23 protein-coding genes and 5 tRNA genes are annotated in these 24,347 nt (G+C 62.7%); 11 read left to right on the top strand and 17 right to left on the bottom strand.

Going from position 1 to position 24,347, the window contains the following annotated elements:
- The first annotated feature begins 118 nt into the window (after positions 1–118).
- From I6L39_RS03720 to I6L39_RS03695, 6 genes are all read left to right on the top strand, one after another.
- A complete protein-coding gene (locus I6L39_RS03720; RefSeq protein WP_216991068.1) occupies positions 119–433 on the top strand; it encodes an HlyU family transcriptional regulator in 315 nt (104 codons plus the stop codon).
- Positions 430–2,502, top strand: a complete 2,073-nt coding sequence (locus tag I6L39_RS03715) for a tRNA(Met) cytidine acetyltransferase TmcA (RefSeq protein ID WP_216991067.1) — start codon at positions 430–432, stop codon at positions 2,500–2,502. Before I6L39_RS03720 ends, I6L39_RS03715 begins: the two co-directional genes overlap by 4 nt.
- Before the next feature lie 362 nt (positions 2,503–2,864).
- Entirely contained in the window at positions 2,865–3,989 is a 1,125-nt protein-coding gene (coxB, locus tag I6L39_RS03710; protein WP_254203729.1) for a cytochrome c oxidase subunit II, read from the top strand.
- A 9-nt stretch (positions 3,990–3,998) separates the two neighbouring features.
- The gene (gene ctaD / locus I6L39_RS03705) at positions 3,999–5,597 is read left to right on the top strand and encodes a cytochrome c oxidase subunit I (protein ID WP_216991066.1); all 1,599 of its coding nucleotides are present in this window, start codon (positions 3,999–4,001) and stop codon (positions 5,595–5,597) included.
- 9 nt (positions 5,598–5,606) lie between these two features.
- Positions 5,607–6,161: a cytochrome c oxidase assembly protein gene (locus tag I6L39_RS03700; protein WP_216991065.1), complete on the top strand. Its 555-nt coding sequence runs from the start codon at positions 5,607–5,609 to the stop codon at positions 6,159–6,161.
- Positions 6,162–6,163: 2 nt separating this feature from the next.
- Positions 6,164–7,045, top strand: a complete 882-nt coding sequence (locus I6L39_RS03695; protein ID WP_216991064.1) for a cytochrome c oxidase subunit 3 — start codon at positions 6,164–6,166, stop codon at positions 7,043–7,045.
- 8 nt (positions 7,046–7,053) lie between these two features.
- Here I6L39_RS03695 and I6L39_RS03690 read toward each other — a convergent pair whose 3' ends face one another.
- The gene (locus I6L39_RS03690) at positions 7,054–7,260 is read right to left on the bottom strand and encodes a DUF2909 family protein (protein WP_209794132.1); all 207 of its coding nucleotides are present in this window, start codon (positions 7,258–7,260) and stop codon (positions 7,054–7,056) included.
- An 18-nt stretch (positions 7,261–7,278) separates the two neighbouring features.
- Between I6L39_RS03690 and I6L39_RS03685 the strand changes: the two genes are divergently transcribed.
- The 4 genes from I6L39_RS03685 to cyoE all read left to right on the top strand — a co-directional run bounded on the left by I6L39_RS03685 (position 7,279) and on the right by cyoE (position 10,472).
- A complete protein-coding gene (locus I6L39_RS03685) occupies positions 7,279–8,004 on the top strand; it encodes an SURF1 family protein (RefSeq protein ID WP_254203727.1) in 726 nt (241 codons plus the stop codon).
- Positions 8,005–8,129: 125 nt separating this feature from the next.
- Positions 8,130–8,483 (top strand): hypothetical protein, encoded by a 354-nt coding sequence (locus I6L39_RS03680; protein WP_244462917.1) that lies wholly within the window; start codon positions 8,130–8,132, stop codon positions 8,481–8,483.
- A 76-nt stretch (positions 8,484–8,559) separates the two neighbouring features.
- Complete coding sequence (locus tag I6L39_RS03675; protein ID WP_254203726.1) at positions 8,560–9,570, top strand: heme A synthase; 1,011 nt, start codon at positions 8,560–8,562, stop codon at positions 9,568–9,570.
- Positions 9,567–10,472, top strand: a complete 906-nt coding sequence (cyoE, locus tag I6L39_RS03670; protein WP_216991061.1) for a heme o synthase — start codon at positions 9,567–9,569, stop codon at positions 10,470–10,472. Before I6L39_RS03675 ends, cyoE begins: the two co-directional genes overlap by 4 nt.
- Positions 10,473–10,609: 137 nt before the next feature.
- Here the strand turns inward: cyoE and I6L39_RS03665 are convergent, their stop codons facing one another.
- The 7 genes from I6L39_RS03665 to nhaC all read right to left on the bottom strand — a co-directional run bounded on the left by I6L39_RS03665 (position 10,610) and on the right by nhaC (position 18,710).
- Positions 10,610–12,040, bottom strand: coding sequence for a gamma-aminobutyraldehyde dehydrogenase (locus tag I6L39_RS03665; protein WP_216991060.1), 1,431 nt, complete (start codon positions 12,038–12,040; stop codon positions 10,610–10,612).
- Positions 12,041–12,069: 29 nt separating this feature from the next.
- Positions 12,070–12,888 carry an ABC transporter permease gene (locus I6L39_RS03660; RefSeq protein WP_216991059.1) on the bottom strand — a complete coding sequence of 273 codons (819 nt, stop codon included), beginning with the start codon at positions 12,886–12,888 and terminating at the stop codon, positions 12,070–12,072.
- Positions 12,878–13,846 carry an ABC transporter permease gene (locus I6L39_RS03655; protein ID WP_216991058.1) on the bottom strand — a complete coding sequence of 323 codons (969 nt, stop codon included), beginning with the start codon at positions 13,844–13,846 and terminating at the stop codon, positions 12,878–12,880. The genes I6L39_RS03660 and I6L39_RS03655 overlap by 11 nt, the downstream gene beginning before the upstream one ends.
- The gene (locus tag I6L39_RS03650; RefSeq protein WP_216991057.1) at positions 13,843–14,856 is read right to left on the bottom strand and encodes an ABC transporter ATP-binding protein; all 1,014 of its coding nucleotides are present in this window, start codon (positions 14,854–14,856) and stop codon (positions 13,843–13,845) included. Before I6L39_RS03650 ends, I6L39_RS03655 begins: the two co-directional genes overlap by 4 nt.
- A gap of 68 nt (positions 14,857–14,924) precedes the next feature.
- Positions 14,925–16,070, bottom strand: coding sequence for an ABC transporter substrate-binding protein (locus I6L39_RS03645; RefSeq protein WP_216991056.1), 1,146 nt, complete (start codon positions 16,068–16,070; stop codon positions 14,925–14,927).
- A 200-nt stretch (positions 16,071–16,270) separates the two neighbouring features.
- Positions 16,271–17,194 (bottom strand): LysR family transcriptional regulator, encoded by a 924-nt coding sequence (locus I6L39_RS03640; protein ID WP_042075969.1) that lies wholly within the window; start codon positions 17,192–17,194, stop codon positions 16,271–16,273.
- A gap of 106 nt (positions 17,195–17,300) precedes the next feature.
- Positions 17,301–18,710, bottom strand: a complete 1,410-nt coding sequence (gene nhaC, locus I6L39_RS03635; protein WP_216991055.1) for a Na+/H+ antiporter NhaC — start codon at positions 18,708–18,710, stop codon at positions 17,301–17,303.
- Positions 18,711–19,010: 300 nt separating this feature from the next.
- Here nhaC and I6L39_RS03630 point away from each other — a divergent pair, with 300 nt between their 5' ends.
- Positions 19,011–19,220 (top strand): hypothetical protein, encoded by a 210-nt coding sequence (locus I6L39_RS03630; protein ID WP_216991054.1) that lies wholly within the window; start codon positions 19,011–19,013, stop codon positions 19,218–19,220.
- 8 nt (positions 19,221–19,228) lie between these two features.
- Here I6L39_RS03630 and I6L39_RS03625 read toward each other — a convergent pair whose 3' ends face one another.
- From I6L39_RS03625 to rsmC, 9 genes are all read right to left on the bottom strand, one after another.
- Positions 19,229–19,495, bottom strand: a complete 267-nt coding sequence (locus I6L39_RS03625) for a late competence development ComFB family protein (RefSeq protein WP_216991053.1) — start codon at positions 19,493–19,495, stop codon at positions 19,229–19,231.
- A 102-nt stretch (positions 19,496–19,597) separates the two neighbouring features.
- A tRNA-Leu gene (locus tag I6L39_RS03620) sits at positions 19,598–19,683 on the bottom strand.
- A gap of 71 nt (positions 19,684–19,754) precedes the next feature.
- A tRNA-Leu gene (locus tag I6L39_RS03615) sits at positions 19,755–19,840 on the bottom strand.
- Between the two features lie 45 nt (positions 19,841–19,885).
- Positions 19,886–19,971, bottom strand: a tRNA-Leu gene (locus I6L39_RS03610).
- Positions 19,972–20,016: 45 nt separating this feature from the next.
- Positions 20,017–20,102 (bottom strand) — tRNA-Leu (locus tag I6L39_RS03605).
- Positions 20,103–20,158: 56 nt separating this feature from the next.
- Positions 20,159–20,244: transfer RNA gene (locus I6L39_RS03600), tRNA-Leu, on the bottom strand.
- A 116-nt stretch (positions 20,245–20,360) separates the two neighbouring features.
- Positions 20,361–21,821 carry a glycogen synthase GlgA gene (glgA, locus tag I6L39_RS03595; protein ID WP_216991052.1) on the bottom strand — a complete coding sequence of 487 codons (1,461 nt, stop codon included), beginning with the start codon at positions 21,819–21,821 and terminating at the stop codon, positions 20,361–20,363.
- Positions 21,811–23,028, bottom strand: coding sequence for a glucose-1-phosphate adenylyltransferase (gene glgC / locus I6L39_RS03590; RefSeq protein ID WP_042075962.1), 1,218 nt, complete (start codon positions 23,026–23,028; stop codon positions 21,811–21,813). The genes glgA and glgC overlap by 11 nt, the downstream gene beginning before the upstream one ends.
- Before the next feature lie 149 nt (positions 23,029–23,177).
- Complete coding sequence (rsmC, locus tag I6L39_RS03585) at positions 23,178–24,206, bottom strand: 16S rRNA (guanine(1207)-N(2))-methyltransferase RsmC (RefSeq protein ID WP_216991746.1); 1,029 nt, start codon at positions 24,204–24,206, stop codon at positions 23,178–23,180.
- Positions 24,207–24,347: the final 141 nt, after the last annotated feature.

Here is a 24,347-nt window from a genome sequence, read left to right as displayed (position 1 = left end):
AATGAGGGAAATCTAAATGAGAATGGTTCGTAGTGCAAAGAACAAATGGTAATAAGATCCCGTGCTTGCCACTGATTCTCCCCTTGGGGAGAATGCCATCACCAGAGAGGAGGCGCACATGCTTAAGAAACTACTCAATGCCCTGTTCAAGGGACAAGCTGCACAGCACGCCGAGGTCACGCCTACCGAATACGCCGGTTATCTCATCTATCCCGAGCCCATGCCGGAAGGGGGGCAGTTCCGGCTGGCCGGTCGCATCACCAAGGAGCTGGACGGGGTGTTGCAGACCCATCGCTTCATCCGTTCCGATCTCTTTGCCAACCCGGCCGATGCAGAGCGTTTCATGGTGCAGAAGGCCCATACCTTCATCGACCAGATGGGGGAGCGCATGTTTGAACCCCGGGTGAAACCGGAACCCAACCCCGCGCCATGAATCCAGCCGAGCTGGCCACCCTGCGCCAATCTCTTGCCCGTGCCGGTGAGCGGCGCCTGATCTGGCTGGAAGGCCGGGAGGTAGATTGCATCGCCCGTACCGAACCCTTGCTGGGGGGGGCTGTGTTCTGGCTGGGCAATGGGCCGGATCACCATGCTCCGCTGCCTGCCGCCAAGGCGTTGCAGCGGCTGGGCCAGGAGTGCGACACCCTGGTCTTCAACGCCTTCAGCGGTTTTCATCCCGATGCGTTCGGTGCCTTGGCGGGTACGCTGCGGGCGGGAGGCCTCTTGCTGCTGCTGACTCCGCCCCGGGAGGCGTGGCCGGCCTACCCGGATCCGGATCGTCAGAGGCTGGTTGCCCAGCCGGAGGATGCCGGACGGGCCGGTCAGGGGTTCATCTCCCGCCTGGTGCGACTGCTGGCGGGAGACCCGGCGCTCTCTCTGGATCCTGCGTCCAGTGGCGAGCCCTGGCATCCCCTCGATGCGAGCCGGCCACTGAGTGTGGATCAGGCCCGGGGGCTGCCCGCCATCCACAAGGTGCTGCACGGCCATCGCCGACGACCCCTGGTGCTGAGTGCGGATCGCGGTCGTGGCAAGAGCGCTTTGCTGGGTCTGGCCAGTGCCGACTTGCTGAGCCGGGATCCCGCCCTGACGATAGCGGTGACGGCCCCCTCCCAGGCGACCGTGGCGAAGCTTTTTGCCCATGCAGAGGCGGTGCTGGCGGGTACGCCAGAGAGGCTGGCGGGGCTGAAGTATGTCTCGCCGGATCGGGTGGCGCAGGGGGAGGTAGAGGCGGATCTGCTGCTGGTCGATGAGGCTGCCGCCATACCGACGCCGCTGCTGGAGGCCATGCTGGCGCACCACAGCCGCATCGTCTTCGCCACCACGGAGCACGGCTACGAGGGGACCGGGCGTGGTTTTCATCTGCGTTTCAAGCGGGTGCTGGATCGGGAAACCCCGGATTGGCAGGAACTGCGCCTGGTCGAGCCCATTCGCTGGAGCCGGCATGACCCCCTGGAGCCCCTGATCTTCCGCCTGCTCGGCCTCGATGCCGACACAGTGGCGCCGTCGTTGCCGAAGGCACCCGGCTGGCGTCGGGTGGCGCAGGCCGAGCTGGCTGACGATGAGGCCCTGCTCAACCGGGTATTCGGTCTGCTGGTGCTGGCCCACTACCAGACCAGCCCCAACGACCTCAGGCATTTGCTGGAAGGGCCGGATCTCGACATCCACCTGCTGGAGCAGGAAGAGGCATTGCTCGGCGTGGCGCTGGTGGTGCGGGAGGGCAATATTTCCCCTGCACTGGCCCGCGATATCTGGGCGGGGCGGCGGCGTCCCCGCGGTCATCTGCTGCCCCAGTCGCTGCTGGCCCACGCCGGCTTCACCACGGCGGGGGATCGCACTTACGCCAGGGTGATGCGCATCGCCATTCATCCCAGCCTGCATCGCCTGGGATTGGGTTCCCTGTTGCTGGAGAGGCTGGAGACACACTATCGCGCAGAGGGCGTCGACTATCTGGGATCCGCCTTCTCCGCCAGCGCCGACCTGCTGCCCTTCTGGCTCAAGGGGGGGATGCTGGTGCTGCGTATCGGTCTGCAGCGGGATGCGGCCAGCGGCAGTCATGCGGCCTTGCTGCTGAAGCCGCTGCACACCGGCTGCGACGCCGAGCTGGCACAATGGCGCCAGCGTTTCGTGAGCCAGTTGCCGACCCTGCTTGCGGGAGAGTTAAAGCAGCTGGATCCTGAGCTGGTCTGGCTATGCCTGAGAGGGGCGCAGGGGGGACAGGCCGCTGGGCTGGGGGAGTTCGAGCAGCAGGAGCTCGACTGCTTTGCCCACCATCACAAGCCATTCGAGCTGTGCCAGGCCACGCTGCAACGCTGGCTGGCCAGCCGGCTGAGGGTGCTGGATGCACTGAGCCCCGACGAGCGCCGGCTGCTGATCGCCACCATCTGGCAGTATGCCCCCTGGGACGCTCTGGCGACGAAACAGGGGATGGCCGGCAAGCCTGCCCTGATCAAGGCCTTGCGCAGTCTGCTGGCCCGGCTGCTGGAGCCAAAGGAGATCGCTGGCTGACCGCCTGGGCGATACAAGACGAGGCGAATAGCCGTGACACGAACGAGGAGCCCTGGTGGCTCCTTGTTCATTCTGGCTTGCTGAACAGCCTCTCCAAGTCAGTGTCGGAGGAAGTGAGCGATCGTCAATCGCTCCTCGTTCGGGGCTATCTGGCAATCGACGGCTCTGACGAGCGCCACCCCGACTGCCAGCATTTTGGTTTTTTCCGAATATGGACTAATACTTGAATGTAAATAGCATTTTAATAAATGCATTGTTTTTCATGTGGTTAGCTTTATTGGTAGTCAATGCCGTCCATCTTTTCTAACGTGCACAGGGAGTGCAGTGTGGGAAAAAATGCAGTTAACCATGGCGCATGGCTGATGTGGTTTGCCAGCAGCAGCGCCTTCGCCAGCGATCTCACCTTCAACATGACGCGCGGGGCGACCGCCATCAGTCAGCAGGTCTATGACCTGCACATGACGATCTTCTATATCTGCTGCGTCATCGGCCTGCTCGTCTTCGGGGTCATGCTCTGGTCCATAGTGCACCATCGAAAGTCCCGCGGTGCCAAGGCCGCCCAATTCCATGAAAGTACCCGCATCGAGCTGCTGTGGACGGCCATCCCCGTGCTGATCCTGGTCGCGATGGCGGCCCCGGCGACCTCGACGCTGCTGAAGATGGAAGACACCTCCAAGGCCGATCTGACCGTACTCATCACGGGGTCGCAATGGAAGTGGCATTACAAATATCTCGAGCATCCTGTGGCGTTTTACTCCCTGCTGGCGACCAGCAAGCAGCAGATCTCTGGGGAAGCGCCCAAGAGCGACACCTATCTGCTGGAAGTGGATAAACCGCTGGTGTTGCCGGTCGGCAAGAAGATCCGGTTCCTGATGACCTCGGACGACGTCATCCACTCCTGGTGGGTGCCCGCCTTTGCCGTGAAGAAAGACGCCAACCCCGGGTTCATCAACGAATCCTGGACCCGGATCGACAAGGCCGGGACCTATCGGGGGCAGTGTGCCGAGCTGTGCGGCAAAGACCACGGTTTCATGCCCATCGTCGTGCTGGCCAAACCTGCCGGGGAGTTCGACGAGTGGATCGCCAAGACGGCGGCAGATCAGGCGGCCGCCCAGGCGGAGCAACAGGCGCAGGCAGCAGAGACCATGACGCTGCCGCAGGCCATGGAGATGGGGGAGAAGATCTATCTGGGGCATTGTGCTGCCTGCCACCAACCCGCCGGAACCGGACTGCCCGGCATCTTCCCAGCGCTCAAGGGCAGCAAGGTGACCACGCTGGCGGAGAATCGGGCCCAGCATCTGGACATCGTCCTGCACGGCAAGAGCGGCACGGCGATGCAACCCTTCGGCAAGCAACTGACGGCACAGGAGCTTGCCGCCGTCATCACCTATGAACGCAATGCCTGGGACAACAAGACCGGTGATCTCATCCAGGCTGCCGAGGTGCAGTCCCTTCTGAACCCAGTCGAACCCATCAAGGACAAGTGAGGCGCCGGCATGAGCGATGGAATCACGGATACCCTGCACAGCGAGCATGCCCACCAACCGGCATCGGGCCTGAGGCGCTGGCTCTACACCACCAACCACAAAGACATCGGCACCCTCTATCTGCTCTTCGCCCTGACCATGTTCTTTACCGGCGGCGCCATGGCCATGGTGATCCGGGCCGAACTGTTTCACCCCGGTCTGCAACTGGTCGAGCCCCTGTTCTTCAATCAGATGACCACGGTGCACGGCCTCATCATGGTCTTTGGTGCCGTCATGCCCGCCTTCACGGGCCTCGCCAACTGGCTGATCCCCATCATGATCGGGGCGCCTGACATGGCGTTGCCCCGGATGAACAACTGGAGTTTCTGGATCCTGCCGTTTGCGTTTCTGATCCTGCTGTCGAGTCTGTTCATGGAGGGAGGTGGACCCAGCTCGGGCTGGACCTTCTATGCCCCCCTGTCCACCCAATACAGTGGCAACAGCACGGCCCTGTTCGTCTTCGCCATCCACATCATGGGGATCTCCTCCATCATGGGGGCGATCAACGTCATCGTGACCATCTTCAATCTGCGGGCGCCCGGCATGGGCTGGATGCAGATGCCGCTGTTTGTCTGGACCTGGCTCATCACGGCTTTTCTGCTCATCGCCGTCATGCCGGTGCTGGCGGCGGCGGTGACCATGGTGCTGACGGACAAGTACTTCGGCACCAGCTTCTTTGACGCGGCCGGAGGCGGGGATCCCGTGATGTTCCAGCATATCTTCTGGTTCTTCGGTCACCCGGAAGTCTACATCATGATATTGCCGGCCTTCGGCATCGTCTCCAGCATCATACCGACCTTCTCCCGCAAGAAGCTGTTTGGCTATCGCTCCATGGTCTATGCCACCAGCAGCATCGCCCTGCTCTCCTTCATGGTCTGGGCGCACCACATGTTCACAACGGGATTGCCGGTCGTGGCCGAGCTGTTCTTCATGTACACCACCATGCTCATTGCAGTGCCGACCGGGGTGAAGGTGTTCAACTGGGTTGCCACCATGTGGCGCGGTTCCCTGACGTTCGAGACCCCCATGCTGTTCGCCATCGCCTTCATCACCCTGTTCACCATAGGCGGTTTCTCGGGGTTGATGCTGGCCATGACGCCGGCGGATTTCCAGTATCACGACACCTATTTCGTGGTGGCGCATTTCCACTACGTGCTGGTCACCGGTGCCGTCTTCTCGATCCTGGCTGCCGCTTACTACTGGCTGCCGAAATGGACTGGGCACATGTATGACGAGCGGCTCGGGCAATGGCATTTCTGGTGCTCGCTCGTCTCGGTCAATGTGCTGTTTTTCCCCATGCATTTTGTCGGCTTGGCGGGCATGCCACGCCGCATACCGGATTACGCCCTGCAATTTGCGGACTTCAACATGCTGATCAGCCTCGGTGGTTTTGCCTTCGGGCTGTCACAACTGCTGTTCGTCTGGGGGGTGATCAAGTGCATCAGGGGGGGGAAACAGGCGAGCGATCGGGTATGGGAGGGGGCTGAGGGGCTGGAGTGGACCCTGCCATCACCGCCCCCCTATCACAGCTTCAAGACTCCGCCCGACATAGGGCCGGAAGATCGGTAAGGAGGCCATATGGCCCAGATCAATCACGGCCCCCTGCTCAGAAAACTGGCTCTGGTCGTGCTCGCCATGTTTGGTTTCGCCTTTGCGCTGGTCCCCCTCTATGACGTCTTCTGCCGGATCACCGGTCTCAATGGCAAGACCGACGACCGGCCAGCCACGACGGAGCGGGCGGTGCCCGACAGCACGCGGAGCATACAGGTCGAGTTTCTTGCCCATGCGGATGCCAGGATGCCCTGGGAGTTCAGCGGTGAAACGGTGCGGCTGTCGGTGCGACCGGGGGAAGTGAAGCTGGTCAATTACCGGGTATTCAACCCCACTGAGCGTACCATGGTGGGTCAGGCGGTGCCGTCCGTCTCACCCGGTCCTGCCGCTGCCTACCTGAAGAAGGTGGAGTGTTTCTGCTTCAACCGCCAGGAGCTGCAACCGGGGCAGAGCAAGCTGATGCCGCTCAAGTTCTATATCGACCCGGCGCTGCCTGACGACATCAACACCATCACGCTCTCCTACTCGCTCTATGACATCACCCAGGCCGCACCCGTTCCGGCACTGGCACAGAGGAAATAATCATGGCCAAGGTGAATCAGACATATTACGTCCCGGACCAGAGTCGCTGGCCCATCATAGGCGCCATGGCCTTGTTTCTCCTGGCGCTGGGGGCAGGGCATCTGGTCAACGAGCTGGCGAGCGAACAGACAGGTATCGGTCGGTATCTGATGATGGCCGGTGTTGCCCTGTTGGCATTCATGCTGTTCGGCTGGTTTCGCCACATCATCCAGGAGTCCATGACTGGGCTCTACAGCGCCCAGATGGACAGATCCTTCAGACAGGGCATGGTCTGGTTCATCTTCTCCGAGGTGATGTTCTTTCTGGCCTTCTTCGGCGTGCTGTTTTATGCCCGCCAGCTCGCCATGCCCTGGCTCGACGGCGCGGGCAACAAGGCGATGACGGCCCAGTTGCTGTGGCCGGATTTCACCGCCCACTGGCCCCTGCTCAAGACCCCGGGGGGCACCACGACCCAGGCGATGCCCTGGCATGGCATTCCCCTGATCAACACTGTGATCCTGCTCGGATCCTCCGTCACCCTGCTGTTTGCACATACCGGACTGGAGTCCGGGAAGCGCAACCGACTCAAGGGGATGCTGCTGGTGACAGTGGTGCTCGGGCTGACATTCCTGTGGCTGCAGGGCTATGAATACCTGCATGCGTACCGGGATCTGGGGCTGCGGTTCGACTCGGGCATCTATGGCAATACCTTCTTCATCCTGACCGGCTTCCACGGTCTGCACGTTATGCTGGGCACCCTCTTCCTGACCATCATCTGGCTGCGCATCATGCTGAGGGACCATTTCACCCCACAGCGTCATTTCGCCTTTCAGGCCGCGGCCTGGTACTGGCACTTCGTCGACGTGGTCTGGCTCTGTCTGTTCGTCTTCGTCTACCTGCTCTGAAGGCGTGTTTAATAGGGGCGGGGGTTGGGCTCCAGCCAGCCCATTGCAAGGGAGAGCAGCAGGATGACGATTACTAGCAGGGAGAAGAAGACGCGGCGTCCCAGGGGGGCCGACATCTTCTGCGTATGGCCTGCGCTCATCATCAGCCAGAGGGCGTGAAACAGCTGACCTATGATGAGCAGCAGCATGAGTACCAGCACTATCTTGAGCAACATGTCGGGATCCTTCTTGATATGAGCGACTTGGCAACATGGAACAAGCAACGACCCTGGCATCACAGACGCTGGCTCGTGCTGTTGTTCACTCTGGTGGTGGCGGCCGGTTTGTGCAAGCTGGCGCTCTGGCAGTGGCAGCGCGGTGCGGAGAAGGTGGACTGGCTGGCGCGGATGGCGCAGATGCAGCAGGCCGGGCCAAGGACGTTGGCCCAGCTCGACTGGCAAAATCCCGGAGCGCTGGACGGCATGCCCCTGAGAGGGGAGGTCGAGTGGATATCCCCCCATGTCTGGTTGCTGGACAACCAGGCCGTAGGGGGCGAGATAGGCTATGACGTGCTCATCCCGGTGCGAGCGGAGGGGGTCTCTTCCCTGCTGCTGGTCAATCTGGGCTGGGTACCCGCCCCTCTGAGTCGGGAACAACTGCCCAATCCCGTCATCCCGGCTGACCTGACACTTGAAGGCGTACTGCGCACGGCCCCCGGTGGCATCCTGCTTGGCCAGAATATCGAGACCGGCCCCTACCCGAACCGGGTGCAGGCCATCCGGGTGGATGCCCTGGGACAGGCCATGGGTTCCCCCCTCGCAGACGCCGTGTTCTATCAGAAACGCACCCCCTTCCTCTATCACTATCAGCAGATCGTCATGCCCCCAGAAAAGCACAGGGCCTATGCGGTGCAATGGCTTGGGCTGGCGCTGGTGGTGCTGGTGGGGGGGCTGGTGCTGGCGAGGAGGTTTTCCCCATGACTCCATGGCGCAGATGGAGGGTACCGCTCCTTTTTGCCGCAGTGATCCTGCTACCGGTCTTGCTGGCGGCTCTGACGCTGAGGCAGGGCTGGTATGAGCCAGGTACCCGCAGCAAAGGGGTCTGGATGCACCAGGAGATCTATCTGTTGCCCCCGCTCCCGTCCAGCCAGAGTCAGTGGCGACTGGTCTATCTGGTGGCCAGACCCTGCGAGGGGCTGTGCCGGCAGGTACCCGAGTTGATGGCACGGATCCAGAGCGCCCTGGGGCGCAATCTGGACAAGCTGGCGCTGGTGCAATTGCCCTCTCAGCGCGGGGCAAGCGACGAGGTCCGGGCTGGTGACATGTTGTTGGTGGACGCTCAGGGACTGGCCATCCTGCGCTACCGAGTGCCGGCCAGCACGGCGCAGTGGCCGTTGTTTGGCAAGGCGGTGCTGTCGGATCTGCAGCAACTGCTCAAGTATCAGCGAGGCGTGCAATGACGACGAGGCTGGTGTGGGATCACATGGCCCAGGCTGCGGCACGATCGGGTCGGCGTCAGCGAGGTGGTGTATGAAAATGCAGAAGAGATTGTCCTCGATCGCCATCGCGTTGGCGGTGCTGGTGGTCCTGCTCGGGGCCTATACCCGGCTGACGGATGCCGGGCTGGCCTGCCCCGACTGGCCCGGTTGTTACGGCTCCCTGGCCGTCCCTCAATCTGGCCACATAGCGCGGGCGGCCCAGCTCTACCCGGATACGCCGCTGGAGCCCCACAAGGCGCGCAGCGAAATGGTGCACCGCTACTTCGCCGGCGTGCTGGGCTCTGTGATTGCGCTGCTGTTCGTGCTGAGCTGGCGCGCTGGCGGTCGTCTGCGTCGCCTCTCGGGGGCCTTGCTGGTGCTGGTGGTTGGGCAGGCGGCGCTGGGCATGTGGACGGTGACGCTGGCGCTGCATCCCCTGGTGGTGACCACCCATCTGCTGGGTGGGTTCGCCATCCTGACCCTGCTCTGGCTCTATCGGGCCGAGCTTGCGCGCTCCCCCGCGAATGCGCCCGTCTGCCGTGGTCAGGGCTTGCCCTGGCTCGGCAATGCGGCCTGCGGCGTGCTGCTGCTGCAGATAGCGCTGGGGGGCTGGACGTCGGCGAACTACGCCGCCATGGCCTGCGTCGAACTCCCTCTCTGCCAAGAGGGCTGGCAGGAACAGCTGAAATGGGAGGAGGCCTTCCACCTGCCGCTGGGTCATGCCAGCTATGAGTTCGGGGTGCTGGGCAAGGAGGCGCGCCAGACCATCCATATCGCCCATCGTCTGGGAGCCCTGGCCACGGCCTTGCTGGTGGGGGGCTTTGCCCTCGTCCTGATCCGCCAGGGAGCACCGCTGCGCTTTCTGGGGGCGCTCTTGCTGGTCCTGCTGCTAGTGCAGATTGCCTTAGGGCTGGCGAATGTCCACCTGGCCCTGCCGCTGGTCAACGCCCTCGCACACAACCTGGTGGCGGCGCACCTGCTGGTGTGCTGCGTGCTGGCCCGTGGGCGGCTCTCTATCCCCCGGCTTTCCCCCTTGCTGTCGCCCGAGGCGATCAGGAGTCAGACATGAACAGCCACTCCTTGGCACGCTTCATCGATCCCCGGCTGCTGCGGGATTATTACCAGCTGACCAAACCCAAGGTGGTGGCCTTGCTGTTGCTGACCGCCTGGGTCGGGATGCTGCTGGCCGAGCCGTCCCAAGCCTCCCTTGACGAGATGGTGCTGGGGCTGGCGGGGATCGGGCTGCTGGCCGCCGGGGCGGCGGCCATGAACCACACCCTTGACCACGGCATCGATGCCCGGATGCAAAGAACGCGCTGGCGACCGGTCGCCACGGGGCGGATAGCGCCGAGGCAGGCGATGACCTTTGCGATCTTGCTGGCCTTGCTGGGGTTTGTCTTGCTCCATTGGGGGGTGAATCCCCTGACCGCCTGGCTGACCCTGGCCAGCCTGTTCGGCTATGCGGTCGTCTATACCCTGCTGCTGAAGCGGGCCACGCCGCAGAATATCGTCATCGGCGGGCTGGCGGGAGCCATGCCACCGCTCTTGGGCTGGACCAGCATCACGGGGCAGCTTTCGGCCGAGCCCTGGCTGCTGGTGATGATCATCTTTACCTGGACGCCGCCCCATTTCTGGTCTTTGGCCATCCACCGGCGCGATGAATATGCCAGTGCCGACATTCCCATGCTGCCCGTCACCCACGGCACCGATTTCACCAAGACCGCCATCCTGCTCTATCTGCTGATCCTGACGCTCGTCTGTCTGCTGCCCTATCTGATCGGTATGGCGGGGCTTGTCTACCTGGTCGGCAGCCTTGGGTTGAACTTTGGATTCTGCTGGCATGGCTGGCTGCTGAAGTATGGGGAGCGGCCCGGTCAGGCGATGCGCACCTTCCGTTTCTCCATTTATCACCTGATGCTGCTGTTTGGTCTGCTTATTCTGGATCACCACTGGTTGTGGCGGCTGTCATGACGTCGATGCGGGCCAAGGTTGGGTGAATGATGACGCTGCGTCGGTGCACCGCTGGGATGCTCAGACCGCTACTGCTGTGATGCAAAACAAGATGGCCCCTAAGGGGCCATCTTGTTTTCAGGGGGGCGGAGTAGAGCCTAGAGCTTGACCATGATATGGCGCGGCACAGTGTAATCCTCCAGCGCGTAGAGGGAGAGATCCTTGCCGTAGCCGGACATCTTCATGCCGCCGTGGGGCATCTCGGAGGTGAGCATGAAGTGGGTGTTGATCCAGGTGCAGCCGTACTGCAGGTGGCTGGCCACCTTGCTGGCAAGGCCGAGATCCCGTGTCCAGACCGAACTGGCGAGGCCGTAGTCCGAGTCGTTGGCCCACTGCAACACCTGCTCGGCGTCGCTGAAGCGGGTCACCGACACCACGGGGCCGAACACCTCCCGGCGCACGATCTCATCCTCCTGACGGGCATGGGCGATCAGGGTCGGCTCGAAGAAGAAGCCGTTGCCGGCGCGGATCTTGCCGCCTGTCGTCACCTCCACGTGGCCGCTGCTCTGGGCCCGCTCCACGAAGCTGGCCACCCGGTTGCGCTGCCGGTCCGAGATGAGCGGCCCCATCTCCACCCCCTCCTCGCGCTGGCCCCCCACCTTGATGGAGGCGACCGCCTCGGTCATGGCGGCGACGAACTTGTCGTAGATCTTGCCCTGGGCATAGATGCGGCAGGCGGCAGTGCAATCCTGGCCGGCGTTGTAGAAGCCGAAGGTGCGAATGCCCGCCACCACGGCCTCCAGATCCGCATCGTCGAAGATGATGACCGGCGCCTTGCCCCCCAGCTCAAGGTGGGTGCGCTTCATGGTGCGGGCGGCGCTCTGCAGGATCTTCTGGCCGGTGGCGATGTCACCGGTCAGCGACACCATGCGCACCAGCGGGTGCTCCACCAGCGGTGCCCCCACGCTCTCGCCCCGGCCGCAGACGATGTTGATGACGCCGCGCGGGAAGAGCTCGCTGGCGAGCTCCGCCAGGCGCAGGGCGGTAAGCGGGGTCTGCTCGGAGGGCTTGAGCACCACCGTATTGCCGGCGGCGAGCACCGGGGCCATCTTCCAGGCCGCCATCATCAACGGATAGTTCCAGGGGGCGATACTGCCCACCACGCCGATGGGGTCGCGGCGGATCATGCTGGTGTGCCCCTCGATATACTCCCCCGCCAGCGGCCCCTGCAGGCAGCGGGCGGCCCCGGCGAAGAAGCGGAAGCAGTCTACCACCGCCGGCAGCTCGTCATTGAGCACCGCCAGATAGGGTTTGCCGCAATTGAGGGATTCGAGGGCCGCGAACTCCTCGGCGTGGCGCTCGATAGCATCGGCCAGGCGCAGCAGCAGGGTACTGCGCTGGGCCGGGGTGGTGCGGCTCCACTGGGCGAAGGCGCGCTGGGCGCCGTTCACCGCCCGGTTCACCTGCTCGAACGAGGCTTCTGGCACCGAGGCGAGAAGCTCGCCGGTGGCCGGGTTGAGAATGGGCTCGGCCTGGCCGTCACCGGTGACGAACTGGCCGTCGATCAAGAGTTGGGTTGAGAGTTTCATGGTTGCATCCTTGCGCACGCGTTGAGTCGTTATTTGCCACTGCCGGCGACGTCCTGGCCGTCGCGGGTGAGGTAGTAGGCAAGCAGAATGGGAATGGTGGTGAAGGCCACTATGATGAGCGCCACCACGTTGGTGACCGGCCTGTCCCGTGGCCGGATCAGCTCCTGATACATCCAGATCGGCAGCGTGGTCTGCTGGCCGGCGGTGAAGGTGGTGACGATCACCTCGTCAAAGCTGAGGGCGAACGCCAGCATGCCCCCCGCCAGCAGCGCGGTGGCGAGGTTGGGCAGGATGACGTAGCGCAGGGTCTGGAAGCCGTCGGCCCCGAGATCCATCGACGCCTCGATGAGGCTCTGGTTGGTGCGGCGAAAGCGCGCCAGGGCATTGTTGTAGACCACCACCACGCAGAAGGTGGCGTGACCGATGACGATGGTCCAGAAGCTGAAGGGGATCTCCATCACCCCGTAGGCGGAGCGCAGTGCGATGCCGGTGACGATGCCGGGCAGGGCGATGGGCAGCACCAGCAGGAGCGACACCACCTCCTGGCCGAAGAAGCGGCTGCGGGCGATGGCCCCCGCCGCCAGGGTGCCGAGCACCATGGCGGCCAGCGTCGCCAGCCCAGCTACCTCCAGCGACAGCTGGATGGCGCGCCACACGTCGGGGCGGTTGAGGGTCACCTCGAACCACTTGAGGGTGAGCCCGGGGGGCGGGAACTGATAGCTCTTGCTCTCGCTGGTGAAGGCGTAGAGGAAGATGAACAGGATCGGAAAGTGCAGGAACAAGAGGCCGCCGATGGCTGCGTACTTGAGCAGGCCGGAGGGCTGATTGGTAGAGGGATTAGAGCGCATCGAAAGCTCCCAGACGCTTTGCTATCGCCAGATAGATAGCGATGATAAGGATCGGCACCAGCGAGAAGGCTGCGGCGAAGGGCAGGTTGCCCGCCGTGCCCTGCTGCATGTAGACCACCTGACCTATGTACATGGTGGAGTTGCCTATGATGCCTGGGATGATGTAGTCCCCCAGGGTCAGGGAGAAGGTGAAGATGGATCCCGCCACCACGCCGGGCAGGGCCAGCGGCAGGATCAGGGTGCGAAAGGTCTGGGCCGGGGTGGCGCCGAGATCGCCGCTCGCCTCCAGCAAAGAGCGCGGTATCCGCTCCACCGCCGCCTGGATGGGCAGGATCATGAAGGGCAGCCAGACGTAGACGAACACGATGAAGGTGCCGATGCGGGAGAACGACAGCGACGGCCCGCCGATCACCGGCAGCGAGAGGATGGCATCCAGCAGCCAATCCAGCCCCAGGGTGTCTGCCAGCCAGCTGATGACCCCCTCCTTGGCCAGGATCAGCTTCCAGGCGTAGACCCGCACCAGATAGCTGGACCAGAGCGGCAGCATGATGCCGACGTAGAACAGGGCCCGGGTCTTGCCGCTGGTGTAGCGCGCCATGTAGTAGGCCACCGGAAAGCCGAGCAGGGCACAGGCCAGGGTCACCAGCAGCGACATGCCGACCGTGCGCAGGATCACGTCCAGGTTCTCCGCCCGCAGCAGGGCGATGAAGTTCTGCAGGCCCAGCTCGTGGCGGATCTGGCCGCTGAACTCGTCCAGCCCGAAGAAGGCGTTGGAGAGCAGCATCAGCAGGGAGCCGACATAGATGATGCCGAGCCACAGCAGTGGCGGCCCCAGCAGGATGGCCAGCAGCAGACCTGGCCGCCCGTAGAGCAGGTTGGAGAGGCGTCGCAGCGGCCGATAGGAGAGGGTGGCAGTGGGTTGGCTCATGGCAAGGCTCGCACTGTGGGGGGCGCTCATGGTTGAGCTCCCTGAGGGGCGGTGTGCAGGCGATGGATCGCCTGCTCCGGCCAGCTGAGGCTGACCCGGGCGCCACGGGGCAGGCGGGCCTGGCCCTCGTTGGGGTGGTTGACGATAAGCTCGAGCTGCTCGCCGAGATCGACCCGGTAGCGCACGAAGGGGCCGAGATACTCCACTTCGCGCACCTCCCCTGACCAGCCCGGTGTACCGGCCTCGGCGAGCCGGATCCGCTCCGGGCGCACCATCATCTGGCGAGCATCGCCGCACAGCCTGCGGGCCTGCTCCCCCTCGAACAGGTTGACGGTGCCGACGAAGCGGGCGACGAAGGGGGTGGCGGGGGCGTCGTAGATGGTATCCGGCGCGGCGATCTGCTCAATCTTGCCCTGATTGAAGATGCAGATGCGGTCGCTCATGGAGAGCGCCTCCTGCTGGTCGTGGGTGACGAAGATGAAGGTGATGCCGAGCTGGCGCTGCAAGGCTTTCAGTTCGAGCTGCATCTGCTCGCGCAGCTTGAGGTCGAGCGCCCCGAGCGGTTCGTCCAGCAGCAGGATGCGCGGCTGGTTGATCAGTGCCCGGGCGATGGCGATGCGTTGGCGCTGGCCGCCGGAGAGCTGGCCCGGCTTGCGGTTGCCGACGCCGGGCAGGCGCACCAGTTCCAGCATCTCGTCCACCTTGCGGTAGCGCTCCGCCTTGGCGACGCCCTTGAGCATCAGGCCGTAGCCGATGTTGTCGCGCACATCCATATTGGGAAACAGGGCATAGTCCTGAAACACGGTATTGAGGTTGCGATCGTAGGGGGGCACGGTGGAACAGGGCTCGCCGAACAGTCGGATCTCCCCCTCGCTCGGGTATTCGAAGCCCGCGATCATCCGCAGGCAGGTGGTCTTGCCGGAACCGCTCGGCCCCAGCAGGGTGAAGAACTCGCCGGCCGGGATCTGGAAGGAGATGTCGTCAACCGCGGCCACCTCGCCATAGTGGCGGCTGACCCGGTCAAATTGTACGGCTGTCATGATACGTCCTTGTCTATGGGAAGCGGGCCGGACTCCTGTCCGGCCCAGTGGTTACAGCATTGCCTGGATCAGCGGCCACCCAGGATGGCGATATAGTCCGAGACCCAGCGATAGTAGGGGACGCAGGTTCCCTGGCTCTTGCACTGGGAGACAGGGGTGCGCCAGAAGTGCACCTTGTCGAAGTTGTCGATGCCGTTGGTCTTGCACCCCTCTTTCCCCAGCAGGGCGTTGCCCTCGCAGGCGGCTGGCACCACGGGCACGGAGCCGAACCAGGAGGCGAGATCCCCCTGCAGCTTGTTGTTGAGGGAGTGCTCCAGCCACTTATAGGCACAGGTCAGGTTCTTGGCCTCGCTGTGCACCATGCTGGTGTCGGCCCAGCCGGTGACGCCTTCCTTGGGCACTGTGGTAGCGATGGGCTGCTTGTCGGCGATCAGGGTATTGGCCTGGAAGGGCCAGGAGCCGGAGGCCACGACCCCCTCGTTCTTGAAGTCGTCGATCTGGACGAAGGCATCGTGCCAGTAGCGACCTACCAGCTGGCGCTGCTTGCGCAACAGGTCGAGGGAGGCCTTGTATTGATCCTCGTTCAGCTCGTAGGGATCCTTGATGCCGAGGGCCGGCTGGTGGGTCATCAGATAGAGGGCGGCATCGGCGATGTGGATGGGGCCGTCGAACGCCTGCACCCGCCCCTTGTTGGACTTGCCGTCCGGCAGGGTCTGCTCCTCGAACACCACGCTCCAGGAGTCGGGCGCCTTGGGGAACACCTTGGTGTTGTACATCAATATGTTGCCGCCCCACTGGTAGGGCACGCCGTAATGCTTGCCGTCCACCGTGTGCCAAGGGGCCTTCTGCAAGCGGGGGTCTATCTTGTTGTAGCTCGGGATGAGCGCCAGGTTCAGCGCCTGCACCTTGCCGCCGGCGATGAGGCGCAGGCTGGCGTCGCCGGAGGCGGTCACCAGATCGAAGCCCCCCTCGTTCATCAGCGCCACCATCTCGTCCGAGGTGGCGGCCGTCTTGACGTTGACCTTGCAGCCGGTCGCCTTCTCGAAGCCGGTCACCCAGTCGTAGTTCTTGTCGGTCTCGCCGCGCTCCACATAGCCGGCCCAGGCCACTATGTTGAGCTGGCCTTCACCCTTGCCGAGGGAGGTGGGGGCGGCCTGGGTCTGGCCTGCCAGCAGGGCGGGGATCAGGGCCAGGGTGAGGGGGGTCAGTTTCATCTTGCTCTCCTTGCTGGGGCGGGCACGGTTGTGATGCCACGCTGACAATTAACATCCTGTTAACCAGCTATGAGCGTAGGAGAAGCAATGAGCAATGAGAATTTCAATTTTTAACGCCAGAGGTATCTTAAAAATTGATATCGAGTGCAGATGAATCTGAATTTCTGCAAGAGACCCCGTGACGGAGCAGGAGGCTCCACTCAGCGGGGAAGGTGCTGGCGGGCCCGCAGCCGGCTTTGATCCCTGGCGATGTCGATGAACTCGCGGGCGGTCCAGTCCAGCCGCGAGCCGCGCCGCCACACCAGGCCGATGTCGATGGCGGGGATGGGCTCCTTGATGGCGCGGGCCTCGACCCGTTCCTGCTCCAGGGACCAGGGGCGGTAGGCAAAATCCGGCAGCAGGGCGAGCCCGAGCTGGCTAGCCACCAGGCTGCGGACCGCTTCCACCGAGGCGGTACGCAGCACGATGCGTGGCGCGATGCCGTAGCGGCGCAGGCCGCCGCCGATGATCTGATCCAGCTGGTCGGCGGTCAGCGAGATCATGGGCTCTTCGCCGAGCGCCTTGAGGGAGAGGGTCGACTCGGCGCAGAGCGGGTGGTTGGCGGCGAGCCAGACCCGCAGCGGCGAGCGGGTCAGCAGTTCGGTATCGAACGCCTCCTGGCGGATGGTGCGGTTGGTCATCAGGATCCCCACGTCCACCTCGCCGTTGACGATCTGGTGCTCGAGATAGGGCTGCTCGTCCTCCTTCACCTCGATCTGCACCGCCGGGAAGGCGCGGCGAAAGCGGCCGAGTGCCTCCGACAGGTAGTAGCCGGCCACTAGCGTGGTCACGCCTATGGTGAGCCGCCCCTGATCCTGCTGGGCCACCGCCTTGAGGGACTGGCCGGCTTCGGTCATGGCGCCGAGGATGCGACGGGCGTGCAGCAGAAACTGGTGACCCTGGGTGGTGAGGCTGACGCCGCGCGGATTGCGCTCGAACAGGGCGGCGCCGAGCTCGGTCTCCAGCTCGCGGATGGCGCTGGTGACCGCCGACTGGGATATGTGCAGCTCGGCGGCGGCGCGGCTGACCGAGAAGCTGTCGGCCACGGCCACGAAATAGCGGATCTGGCGAAAGGTGAAGTTCATCTGGGCGTCCTGCCGCGTGCGATCAAGGTGACTGCCAGCTTAACCTCGAATCGCGCCCAGACAAAAGGCGCCGTGCTGGCGCCTTTTGTCATGGTTTTTCCGGCGGTTAGCGGGAGTTGGCCGCCTCGATCACCGGCACCCGGTTCACCGCCTTGCCCAGATAGGCGAGGGTGATGGTCACTATGATGCAGGTGAAGCTGAGCCACATGTAGGGCAGGTAGTCGAGGGTGGCCACCCCCAGCACCCCGGCCATGAAGATGCCGTTGTCGCTCCAGGGCACCATGCCGCAGGTGAGGGTGCCGCCAAACTCGGCGTTGCGGGAGAGGTTCTTGCGCGCCAGCCCCAGCCGGTCGTAGTTCTTAGCCATGATCTTGGGGGTCAGGATCAGCGACACATACATGGCGGAGCCGAACACGTTGGCCAAGAAGGCGGTGCCTATGGTGTGGCTGGTCAGGCTGCCGGCGCTGTTGATGCGCTTCTCGAAGGCGCTGGCGATGACGGAGAGAATGCCGACCTTCTCCAGCAGGCCGCCAAACCCCAGACCGAAGATGATGACGGCCACCGAGCCCAGCATGGATTCCATGCCGCCGCGACCCAGGATGTTGTCGATGAAGTCGACCCCGGAGACGATGGGGAAGGGGCTGTAGGCGGCGTGCATCGCCTTGACCGGATCCATGCCCTGGAAGGCGATGGCCCATACGAGGCCCAGCAGGGCGCCGAAGCTGATCACCGGGAAGGCGGGCTTGCGGTTGGCCAAGAGGCCCAGCACCAGGATCACCGGCACTATGGCCAGCGGGGTGATGTTGAACTGCTTGTCGAGCGCCTCCATCACCAGGTTGACCTGCTCCAGGCTGACGTTGCCGGAGTACTGCATGCCGACCACGGTGAACAGGGCGGCGGTGATGACGTAGGAGAACAGGCTGATGGGCAGCATCCCCTTGATGTGTTCCACCACGTCGACGTTGGACATGGTGGATGCCAGCACCACGGAGTCGGAGAGGGGGGAAAGCTTGTCACCGAAGTAGACGCCGGAGAGCACTGCCCCCGCCACCAGAGGTGCCGGGACCCCCAGACTGTGGCCTATCCCCATCATGGCGATACCGGCGGTAGCGGCAGAGCCCCAGGAGGTGCCGGTGGCCAGGGAGGTGAGGGAGCAGATGATCAGGGTCGCCAGCAGGAAGATGGATGGATGTATCACCTTGAGGCCGAAGTAGATGATGCTGGGGACTATGCCGCCGGCAATCCAGGTGCCCACCAGTGCCCCGACGGAGACCAGTATCAGGATGGCCCCCATCCCCTTGGCGACGCCGTCGACGGCCGCCTGCTCCAGGGACTTGTAATCATGGCCGAGCCGGATGCCGAGCCCCATGATGACGAACCAGGCGATGAACAGTGCCAGCTGGATTGGCAGGTCGAGCACGCTGGTGAAGGAGAAGGCCAGGGCCAGGAAGATGGCCAGGCAGGCAAACACCTGTGACATGCCCGGCAATCGGATGTGGTTTTGTTGGTTTTGCATAGACGCTCCCTAAATTCTTGCTCGCCAAGGTCAGTCCCTCTCGTCCTGCGGATACGCGTATCCCGAGGGGCTCACCAAAAGAGGGCGCAATCTACCATAAAGATGAGGTGTAAAATCCCCACTCATTCGGCAAAACCGCTTTAAAATTTTAAAATCCCACAAAATAGTTGATCCAATCGGCATTTTTCACTGTTCAGTCGATGCCGTTTGAAAGCCGGAAACCCATAGGCAAGTTCGATTGCAGATGGCAACACCAAAGATGATAATGGTTATCATTAATGTCTTTTCGGGCCATTGCCAATGAACTGGATAGTACGTGCTCTACTCTTGGCCGCTTTTCTGGTGGTCCTGGTCTGGGGTCAGGACAAGGCGTACGGCCTGTGGAGCCTGGGTTTCTTGCTGGCGGCCTGGATCATGCTGGAGCCCAGGCTGAGGCCGGCGCTGATCCTGCTGCCGGTCGCGGGCATGACGGGGGTCGTCACCCTGCTCTGGCAGCAGAGCTGGCCATAGGAAAGCGGTCAGCGGGCGGGTACGGCCTGGATCTTGTCATGGGCCAGTCGCAGGGAGGCGATGACCTTCTGCTCCATCTCGGTGCGTTCTGCATCCGTGGTGAAGTAGATCATGTCGACGTCGTGGCGGATGTAGTGGGAAGGGAGCTGGTTCAGGGTCAGGCAGCAGAGATCGGCCAGTTGGTGGGGGGTCAGTGTCTGGCTAAGCCCCTGTTTTTCTATCTCCTTGAGCACCAGATGCTCATAGAAGTTGTGAATGTCGGTATCCAGGATCATGGGAAAGCCCCTGTGGTGGCATGACGTCTTCAACAGCATAGCCATGGCAGGGACAAAAACAAAAGGCCCATCACTGTCGTGACGGGCCTTTTGCAGAAGGAATGGTGCGAAGAGAGGGACTCGAACCCTCACATCCGTGGGACACTAACACCTGAAGCTAGCGCGTCTACCAATTCCGCCACCTTCGCACACTGATTTTCTCCAGCTGGTTTTTAAATGCGGTTGGAGCGCATTCTCTGTGTTTTACATGCCAGAAGCATGGTGCGAAGAGAGGGACTCGAACCCTCACACCCGGGGGGCACTAACACCTGAAGCTAGCGCGTCTACCAATTCCGCCACCTTCGCACATCGGGTTATCAGTCTGGATTTACATGCTGTCTGACAAAAGCATGGTGCGAAGAGAGGGACTCGAACCCTCACACCCGGGGGGCACTAACACCTGAAGCTAGCGCGTCTACCAATTCCGCCACCTTCGCACATCGGGTCATCAGTCTGGATTTACATGCTGTCTGACAAAAGCATGGTGCGAAGAGAGGGACTCGAACCCTCACACCCGGGGGGCACTAACACCTGAAGCTAGCGCGTCTACCAATTCCGCCACCTTCGCACATTCGGGTTATCAGTCTGGTTTTACATGCTGTCCGATAAGAGCATGGCGCAGTATGGTGCGAAGAGAGGGACTCGAACCCTCACATCCGTGGGACACTAACACCTGAAGCTAGCGCGTCTACCAATTCCGCCACCTTCGCATCACTGCGGTGGGGGATTCTATAGAGTTTTGGGGGGGCGTCAACAGCCAAAGGGGACTTTTTTCGCTGTTGACCGGTAAAGCCGCATCAAGGGCACAAAACTTCAGCAATCGGAGTCAGGTCCCGGCCAGGGCATCGCGATACATCTGCTCGTACAGGGGGACAGAGCCGGCCCAGTCGAAGCGGGTGTTCATGGCGTTGTGCTGGATTCGGGCGAAACGCTCTGGTTCTTGCAGGTAGTGGAGCAGGCTGCGGCGCATCGCATCGAGCAGGGTGCTGGCGGTGGGATCGTTGAAGCAGAAGCCGGTCGCATGCTCGGGGTCGGCATCCCAGTCCACCACGGTATCCTTCAGGCCACCGACCGCCCGCACCAGCGGCAGGGTGCCATAGGCCAGGCTGTACATCTGGTTGAGGCCGCAGGGTTCGAACAGGGAAGGCATCAAGAAGAAGTCGGCGCCAGCCTCCACCAGGTGGGCCAGGCGGTCGTCATAGGCGTTGATAAAGACAAATTTCTCGGGATGCTGCTGGGCGATGCTTTGCAACTGGGCGGCGAGGGAGGGGTCGCCGGATCCCACTATCACCACCTGGACCCTATGCTGCAGGAACTTGTCCAGGGCCGGGATCAGCAGGTGTACGCCCTTCTGCTCCGTCAGACGACACACCATGCCATAGATGGGCAGGCTGCAGACGGGCAGCCCCGTCTCCTGCTGCAGGGCCTGTTTGCAGACATGTTTGCCGGCCAGGTTGTCGGCGTCATAGGTGGCGGGCAGCAGGGGATCGAAGGCGGGATCCCAGTCCTGGTAGTCGCAGCCATTGAGGATGCCCCTCAGGTCGGCCGCGCGCTGCTGGAACACGCTCGCCATGCCGTGGGCCCCCAGGTGGGTCAGCAGCTCGCTGGCATAGTTGGGGCTGACCGCATTGATCTTGTCTGCATAGAGCACGCCGCACTTGAGCAGGTTGACGTGGCCGTAGTCGTAGTTGATGCGCCGTTCGTAGTCGGCGATCTCGGGCACAGCCCAGAACTGCTGGCGATCGAACACCCCTTGGAAGGCGGCGTTGTGGATGCTGATCACGCTGCGGGTGCGCTGGAAGAAGGGGTTATGGGCGTGCCGGGTCTTGAGCAGCAGCGGCAGCAGGCCGGTGTGCCAGTCGTTGCAGTGGGCAATGTCGGGGGCAAAGCCCAGCTGCTCGCAGGCGTGCAGGGCCGCCGCCGCTAGGAAGGCGAAGCGCTCGCCGTTGTCGGGATAGGCCTGATTGTTTTCGGCGTAGAGCTGAGGGCGTTCGAAATACTGGGGGCAATCGAGCAGGTAGACGCAGATCCCGTCCAGTTCCAACTGATGGATGCGATAACCGATATCGCTCCGATCCTGCGGCGTGGGCAGCCAGCGCGAGGCGAGGAGTTTGGCCTCGTCCCGGCGCTTGAGGGTCTTGTAGAAGGGCAGGATGATGCGCACATCGTGGCCCGCCCGGGCAAGATGCTGCGGCAGGGCCTTGGCGACATCCGCCAGGCCCCCGGTCTTCACCAGCCCCTCAACCTCCGAGGCTACAAACAGGATTTTCAGTGGGTTAATAGCCAACTCTTGCTCCCTTAGGTACCACGACGATACCGCCTTCGGACACGGTAAACCGCTCTCTGTCATGGTCCAGATTCTCACCGATCACGGTGCCGGGTGCAATTTCAACGTTTTTGTCGATGATGGCGCGGCGGATGGAGCAGCCCTCGCCGATTTTCACGTCACCGAGCAGCACGGACTCGCTGATGTGGCTGCAGGGGCCAATGTTGCAGCGGAATCCCAGGATGGAGCGCTGGATCTGGCTGCCCTGGATGAAGCAGCCGCCGGAGATCAGGGAGTTGGCAATCTTGACCTTGCAGTCGTCGGTATCGATGAAGGTGGCGGGGGGCAGGGGCGGGTAGTGGGTGTGCAGCGGCCACTTGCGGTTGTAGAGGGAGAAGGGGGCATCGTCGGCCACCAGGTCCATGTGCGCCTGCCAATAGGCGTCCAGCGTTCCCACGTCGCGCCAGTAGACGTTGGGTTTCTCCCCCGGGATCACGTTGGTGCTGTAGTCGTAGACATAGACGGGGGCACGGGGGAACAGGCTGGGAATGATGTCCTTGCCGAAGTCGTGGCTGGAGTTCTCCTCGGCGGCATCCCGCTTGAGCTCGCGATAGAGCGCCTCGGTCTCGAAGATGTAGTTGCCCATGGAGACCAGAGCCTGGGTGGGATCGCCGGGAATGTGCTTCGGGTGCCTGGGCTTCTCTTCAAAGCCGATCATGCGTCCCTCCTGATCCACCTCGATCACCCCGAAGGCGCTTGCCTCCTCGATGGGCATACGCAGGGCCGCGACCGTCAGGGCGGCCGCCTTCTGCTTGTGGAAGCTCACCATCTGGCTCACATCCATCTTATAGATGTGGTCGGAGCCGAAGATGCAGACGTGCTCGGGGTCGGAGATCTCGATGAAGCGCAGGTTCTGGTAGATGGCGTCGGCGGTGCCGTCATACCAGCGCTTGCCCATTCGCATCTGGGCCGGGATGGGGTCGATGAAGCGGTCGGTGATGCCGACGATGTTCCAGCCCTTCTTCATGTGCAGATAGAGGGACTGGGATTTGAACTGGGTGAGCACGTAGATACGCAGGAAGTCGGCGTTGACGAAGTTGTTGAGGACGAAGTCGATCAGGCGATAGCTGCCGCCGAACGGGACCGAGGGTTTGCTGCGGGTGGTGGTCAGTGGCTGGAGACGGGTTCCTTCACCGCCGGCCAGTATCATGGTGAGTATGCCTGCCATCGTATTTCTCTCCCTGAATTCATGCCTTGAAAAGGTTTTCATGCTGTTGCGAAAAAAACACCCCAAAAGGGGTGGTAAACGTTTTCTTGGTACCTTAGCAGATCCCGTCTGGCACTCTCTACTTGTTTTATTACAACCGTTGCACTTATTTAGGCTTTGCTCAGATACACCTTGAATTTGGCATCACCCGCGATCACCTCGGTCTGTTTGAAGTGCGCATCCAGTATAGGCTGGTATCGCAGGAAGGCGTTGGCAACTATGGTCAGGTCGCCATCGCGGGTCAGGAATGCGGGGGCCTTTGCCAGGAAGGTTTCGGTGGCGGCGTAGAAGGTCTTGAGCCCGGCGTGGAAGGGGGGATTGGAGACGATATGTTGGAATGTTTCGGCAATATCGGAGTAAACGTCGGAGGCATGGACCCGGCCGTTCAGGCCGTTGACCGCCAGGGTGCGGCGACTCGATTCCAGCGCCAGGGCATTGATGTCCACCATGGTCACGGCCAGGGCCGGATTGCGCTTGGCCAGCACGGAGCCGATGACCCCGGCGCCGCAACCGAAGTCCAGCAGTTTGCCCTGCATGGGGGGCAGGCTCGCCAGCAGCATCTGGCTGCCGAGATCCAGGCCGTCGGCGCTGAAGACCCCGGGTAGAGCCATGACGGTCAGCCCGGTGTCGCCGGCCCGGCACTCGTAGCGGCTGAACCAGGCGTCCAGCTCGAAGGGGGCCACCGGCTTGCTCAGTTCACCGTGATAGAGGGAGCAGCGGCGCGCCGAGTCCCGCTTGATCGGCGGCTCGCCATAGGGGGCCAGCAGCTTGTCGGCACCGTTGATGCCGCCGCGGTTCTCGCCGGCGAGGAACAGGTCGGCTCCGCTTTCGAGCAGCGGCGTCATCATGGCCAGCAGATATTGCGCCTCGGCCTTGGCCTTGGGCATCAGCAGCAGCAGGGCATCGAAGCGGGGGGCGCCGCCGAGCTGGTGGTCGAACAGAATGGCATCCCCCAGCGCGACCTGCTGGCTGCGGTAATAGCAGTAATCTGTGGTAAAGACAGTGAGCGAGTGGGCCAGTTCGGCCAGTTGGCGGGGGTAATCGTCCTCCAGGGCGCCGCACACCAGGAGCCGCTTGCCGACAAAGAGGGCTTGGTTACGTTCCAGCATCTGGCTGACGGCACTGTTTTTCTGGCTGATGGCTCCGGCAGGGCGGCTCATTGGGTCTCTCCACGCATTTTTGGGCGGCCATTATACATGGCCGCTTTCGCCTTGACATTTATGCCGTGTTCCCGAAATATGCCCAGACGCCTTATTTACCCGGGGATGATGCAATGCGGT

Origin of the sequence: Aeromonas sp. FDAARGOS 1409, assembly GCF_019048705.1 — a bacterium.
Taxonomy (GTDB): Bacteria; Pseudomonadota; Gammaproteobacteria; order Enterobacterales; family Aeromonadaceae; genus Aeromonas; species Aeromonas sanarellii.
This window is presented reverse-complemented; position numbering and strand designations above follow the sequence as displayed.

Excerpts from the sequence above, each read along its gene's own strand:
- I6L39_RS03720 (WP_216991068.1), top strand. The coding sequence starts at position 119 with ATGCTTAAGAAACTACTCAATGCCCTGTTCAAGGGACAAGCTGCACAG.
- I6L39_RS03715 (WP_216991067.1), top strand. The coding sequence starts at position 430 with ATGAATCCAGCCGAGCTGGCCACCCTGCGCCAATCTCTTGCCCGTGCC.
- coxB (WP_254203729.1), top strand. The coding sequence starts at position 2,865 with ATGTGGTTTGCCAGCAGCAGCGCCTTCGCCAGCGATCTCACCTTCAAC.
- ctaD (WP_216991066.1), top strand. The coding sequence starts at position 3,999 with ATGAGCGATGGAATCACGGATACCCTGCACAGCGAGCATGCCCACCAA.
- I6L39_RS03700 (WP_216991065.1), top strand. The coding sequence starts at position 5,607 with ATGGCCCAGATCAATCACGGCCCCCTGCTCAGAAAACTGGCTCTGGTC.
- I6L39_RS03695 (WP_216991064.1), top strand. The coding sequence starts at position 6,164 with ATGGCCAAGGTGAATCAGACATATTACGTCCCGGACCAGAGTCGCTGG.
- I6L39_RS03690 (WP_209794132.1), bottom strand. The coding sequence starts at position 7,260 with ATGTTGCTCAAGATAGTGCTGGTACTCATGCTGCTGCTCATCATAGGT.
- I6L39_RS03685 (WP_254203727.1), top strand. The coding sequence starts at position 7,279 with ATGAGCGACTTGGCAACATGGAACAAGCAACGACCCTGGCATCACAGA.
- I6L39_RS03680 (WP_244462917.1), top strand. The coding sequence starts at position 8,130 with ATGCACCAGGAGATCTATCTGTTGCCCCCGCTCCCGTCCAGCCAGAGT.
- I6L39_RS03675 (WP_254203726.1), top strand. The coding sequence starts at position 8,560 with ATGCAGAAGAGATTGTCCTCGATCGCCATCGCGTTGGCGGTGCTGGTG.
- cyoE (WP_216991061.1), top strand. The coding sequence starts at position 9,567 with ATGAACAGCCACTCCTTGGCACGCTTCATCGATCCCCGGCTGCTGCGG.
- I6L39_RS03665 (WP_216991060.1), bottom strand. The coding sequence starts at position 12,040 with ATGAAACTCTCAACCCAACTCTTGATCGACGGCCAGTTCGTCACCGGT.
- I6L39_RS03660 (WP_216991059.1), bottom strand. The coding sequence starts at position 12,888 with ATGCGCTCTAATCCCTCTACCAATCAGCCCTCCGGCCTGCTCAAGTAC.
- I6L39_RS03655 (WP_216991058.1), bottom strand. The coding sequence starts at position 13,846 with ATGAGCGCCCCCCACAGTGCGAGCCTTGCCATGAGCCAACCCACTGCC.
- I6L39_RS03650 (WP_216991057.1), bottom strand. The coding sequence starts at position 14,856 with ATGACAGCCGTACAATTTGACCGGGTCAGCCGCCACTATGGCGAGGTG.
- I6L39_RS03645 (WP_216991056.1), bottom strand. The coding sequence starts at position 16,070 with ATGAAACTGACCCCCCTCACCCTGGCCCTGATCCCCGCCCTGCTGGCA.
- I6L39_RS03640 (WP_042075969.1), bottom strand. The coding sequence starts at position 17,194 with ATGAACTTCACCTTTCGCCAGATCCGCTATTTCGTGGCCGTGGCCGAC.
- nhaC (WP_216991055.1), bottom strand. The coding sequence starts at position 18,710 with ATGCAAAACCAACAAAACCACATCCGATTGCCGGGCATGTCACAGGTG.
- I6L39_RS03630 (WP_216991054.1), top strand. The coding sequence starts at position 19,011 with ATGAACTGGATAGTACGTGCTCTACTCTTGGCCGCTTTTCTGGTGGTC.
- I6L39_RS03625 (WP_216991053.1), bottom strand. The coding sequence starts at position 19,495 with ATGATCCTGGATACCGACATTCACAACTTCTATGAGCATCTGGTGCTC.
- glgC (WP_042075962.1), bottom strand. The coding sequence starts at position 23,028 with ATGGCAGGCATACTCACCATGATACTGGCCGGCGGTGAAGGAACCCGT.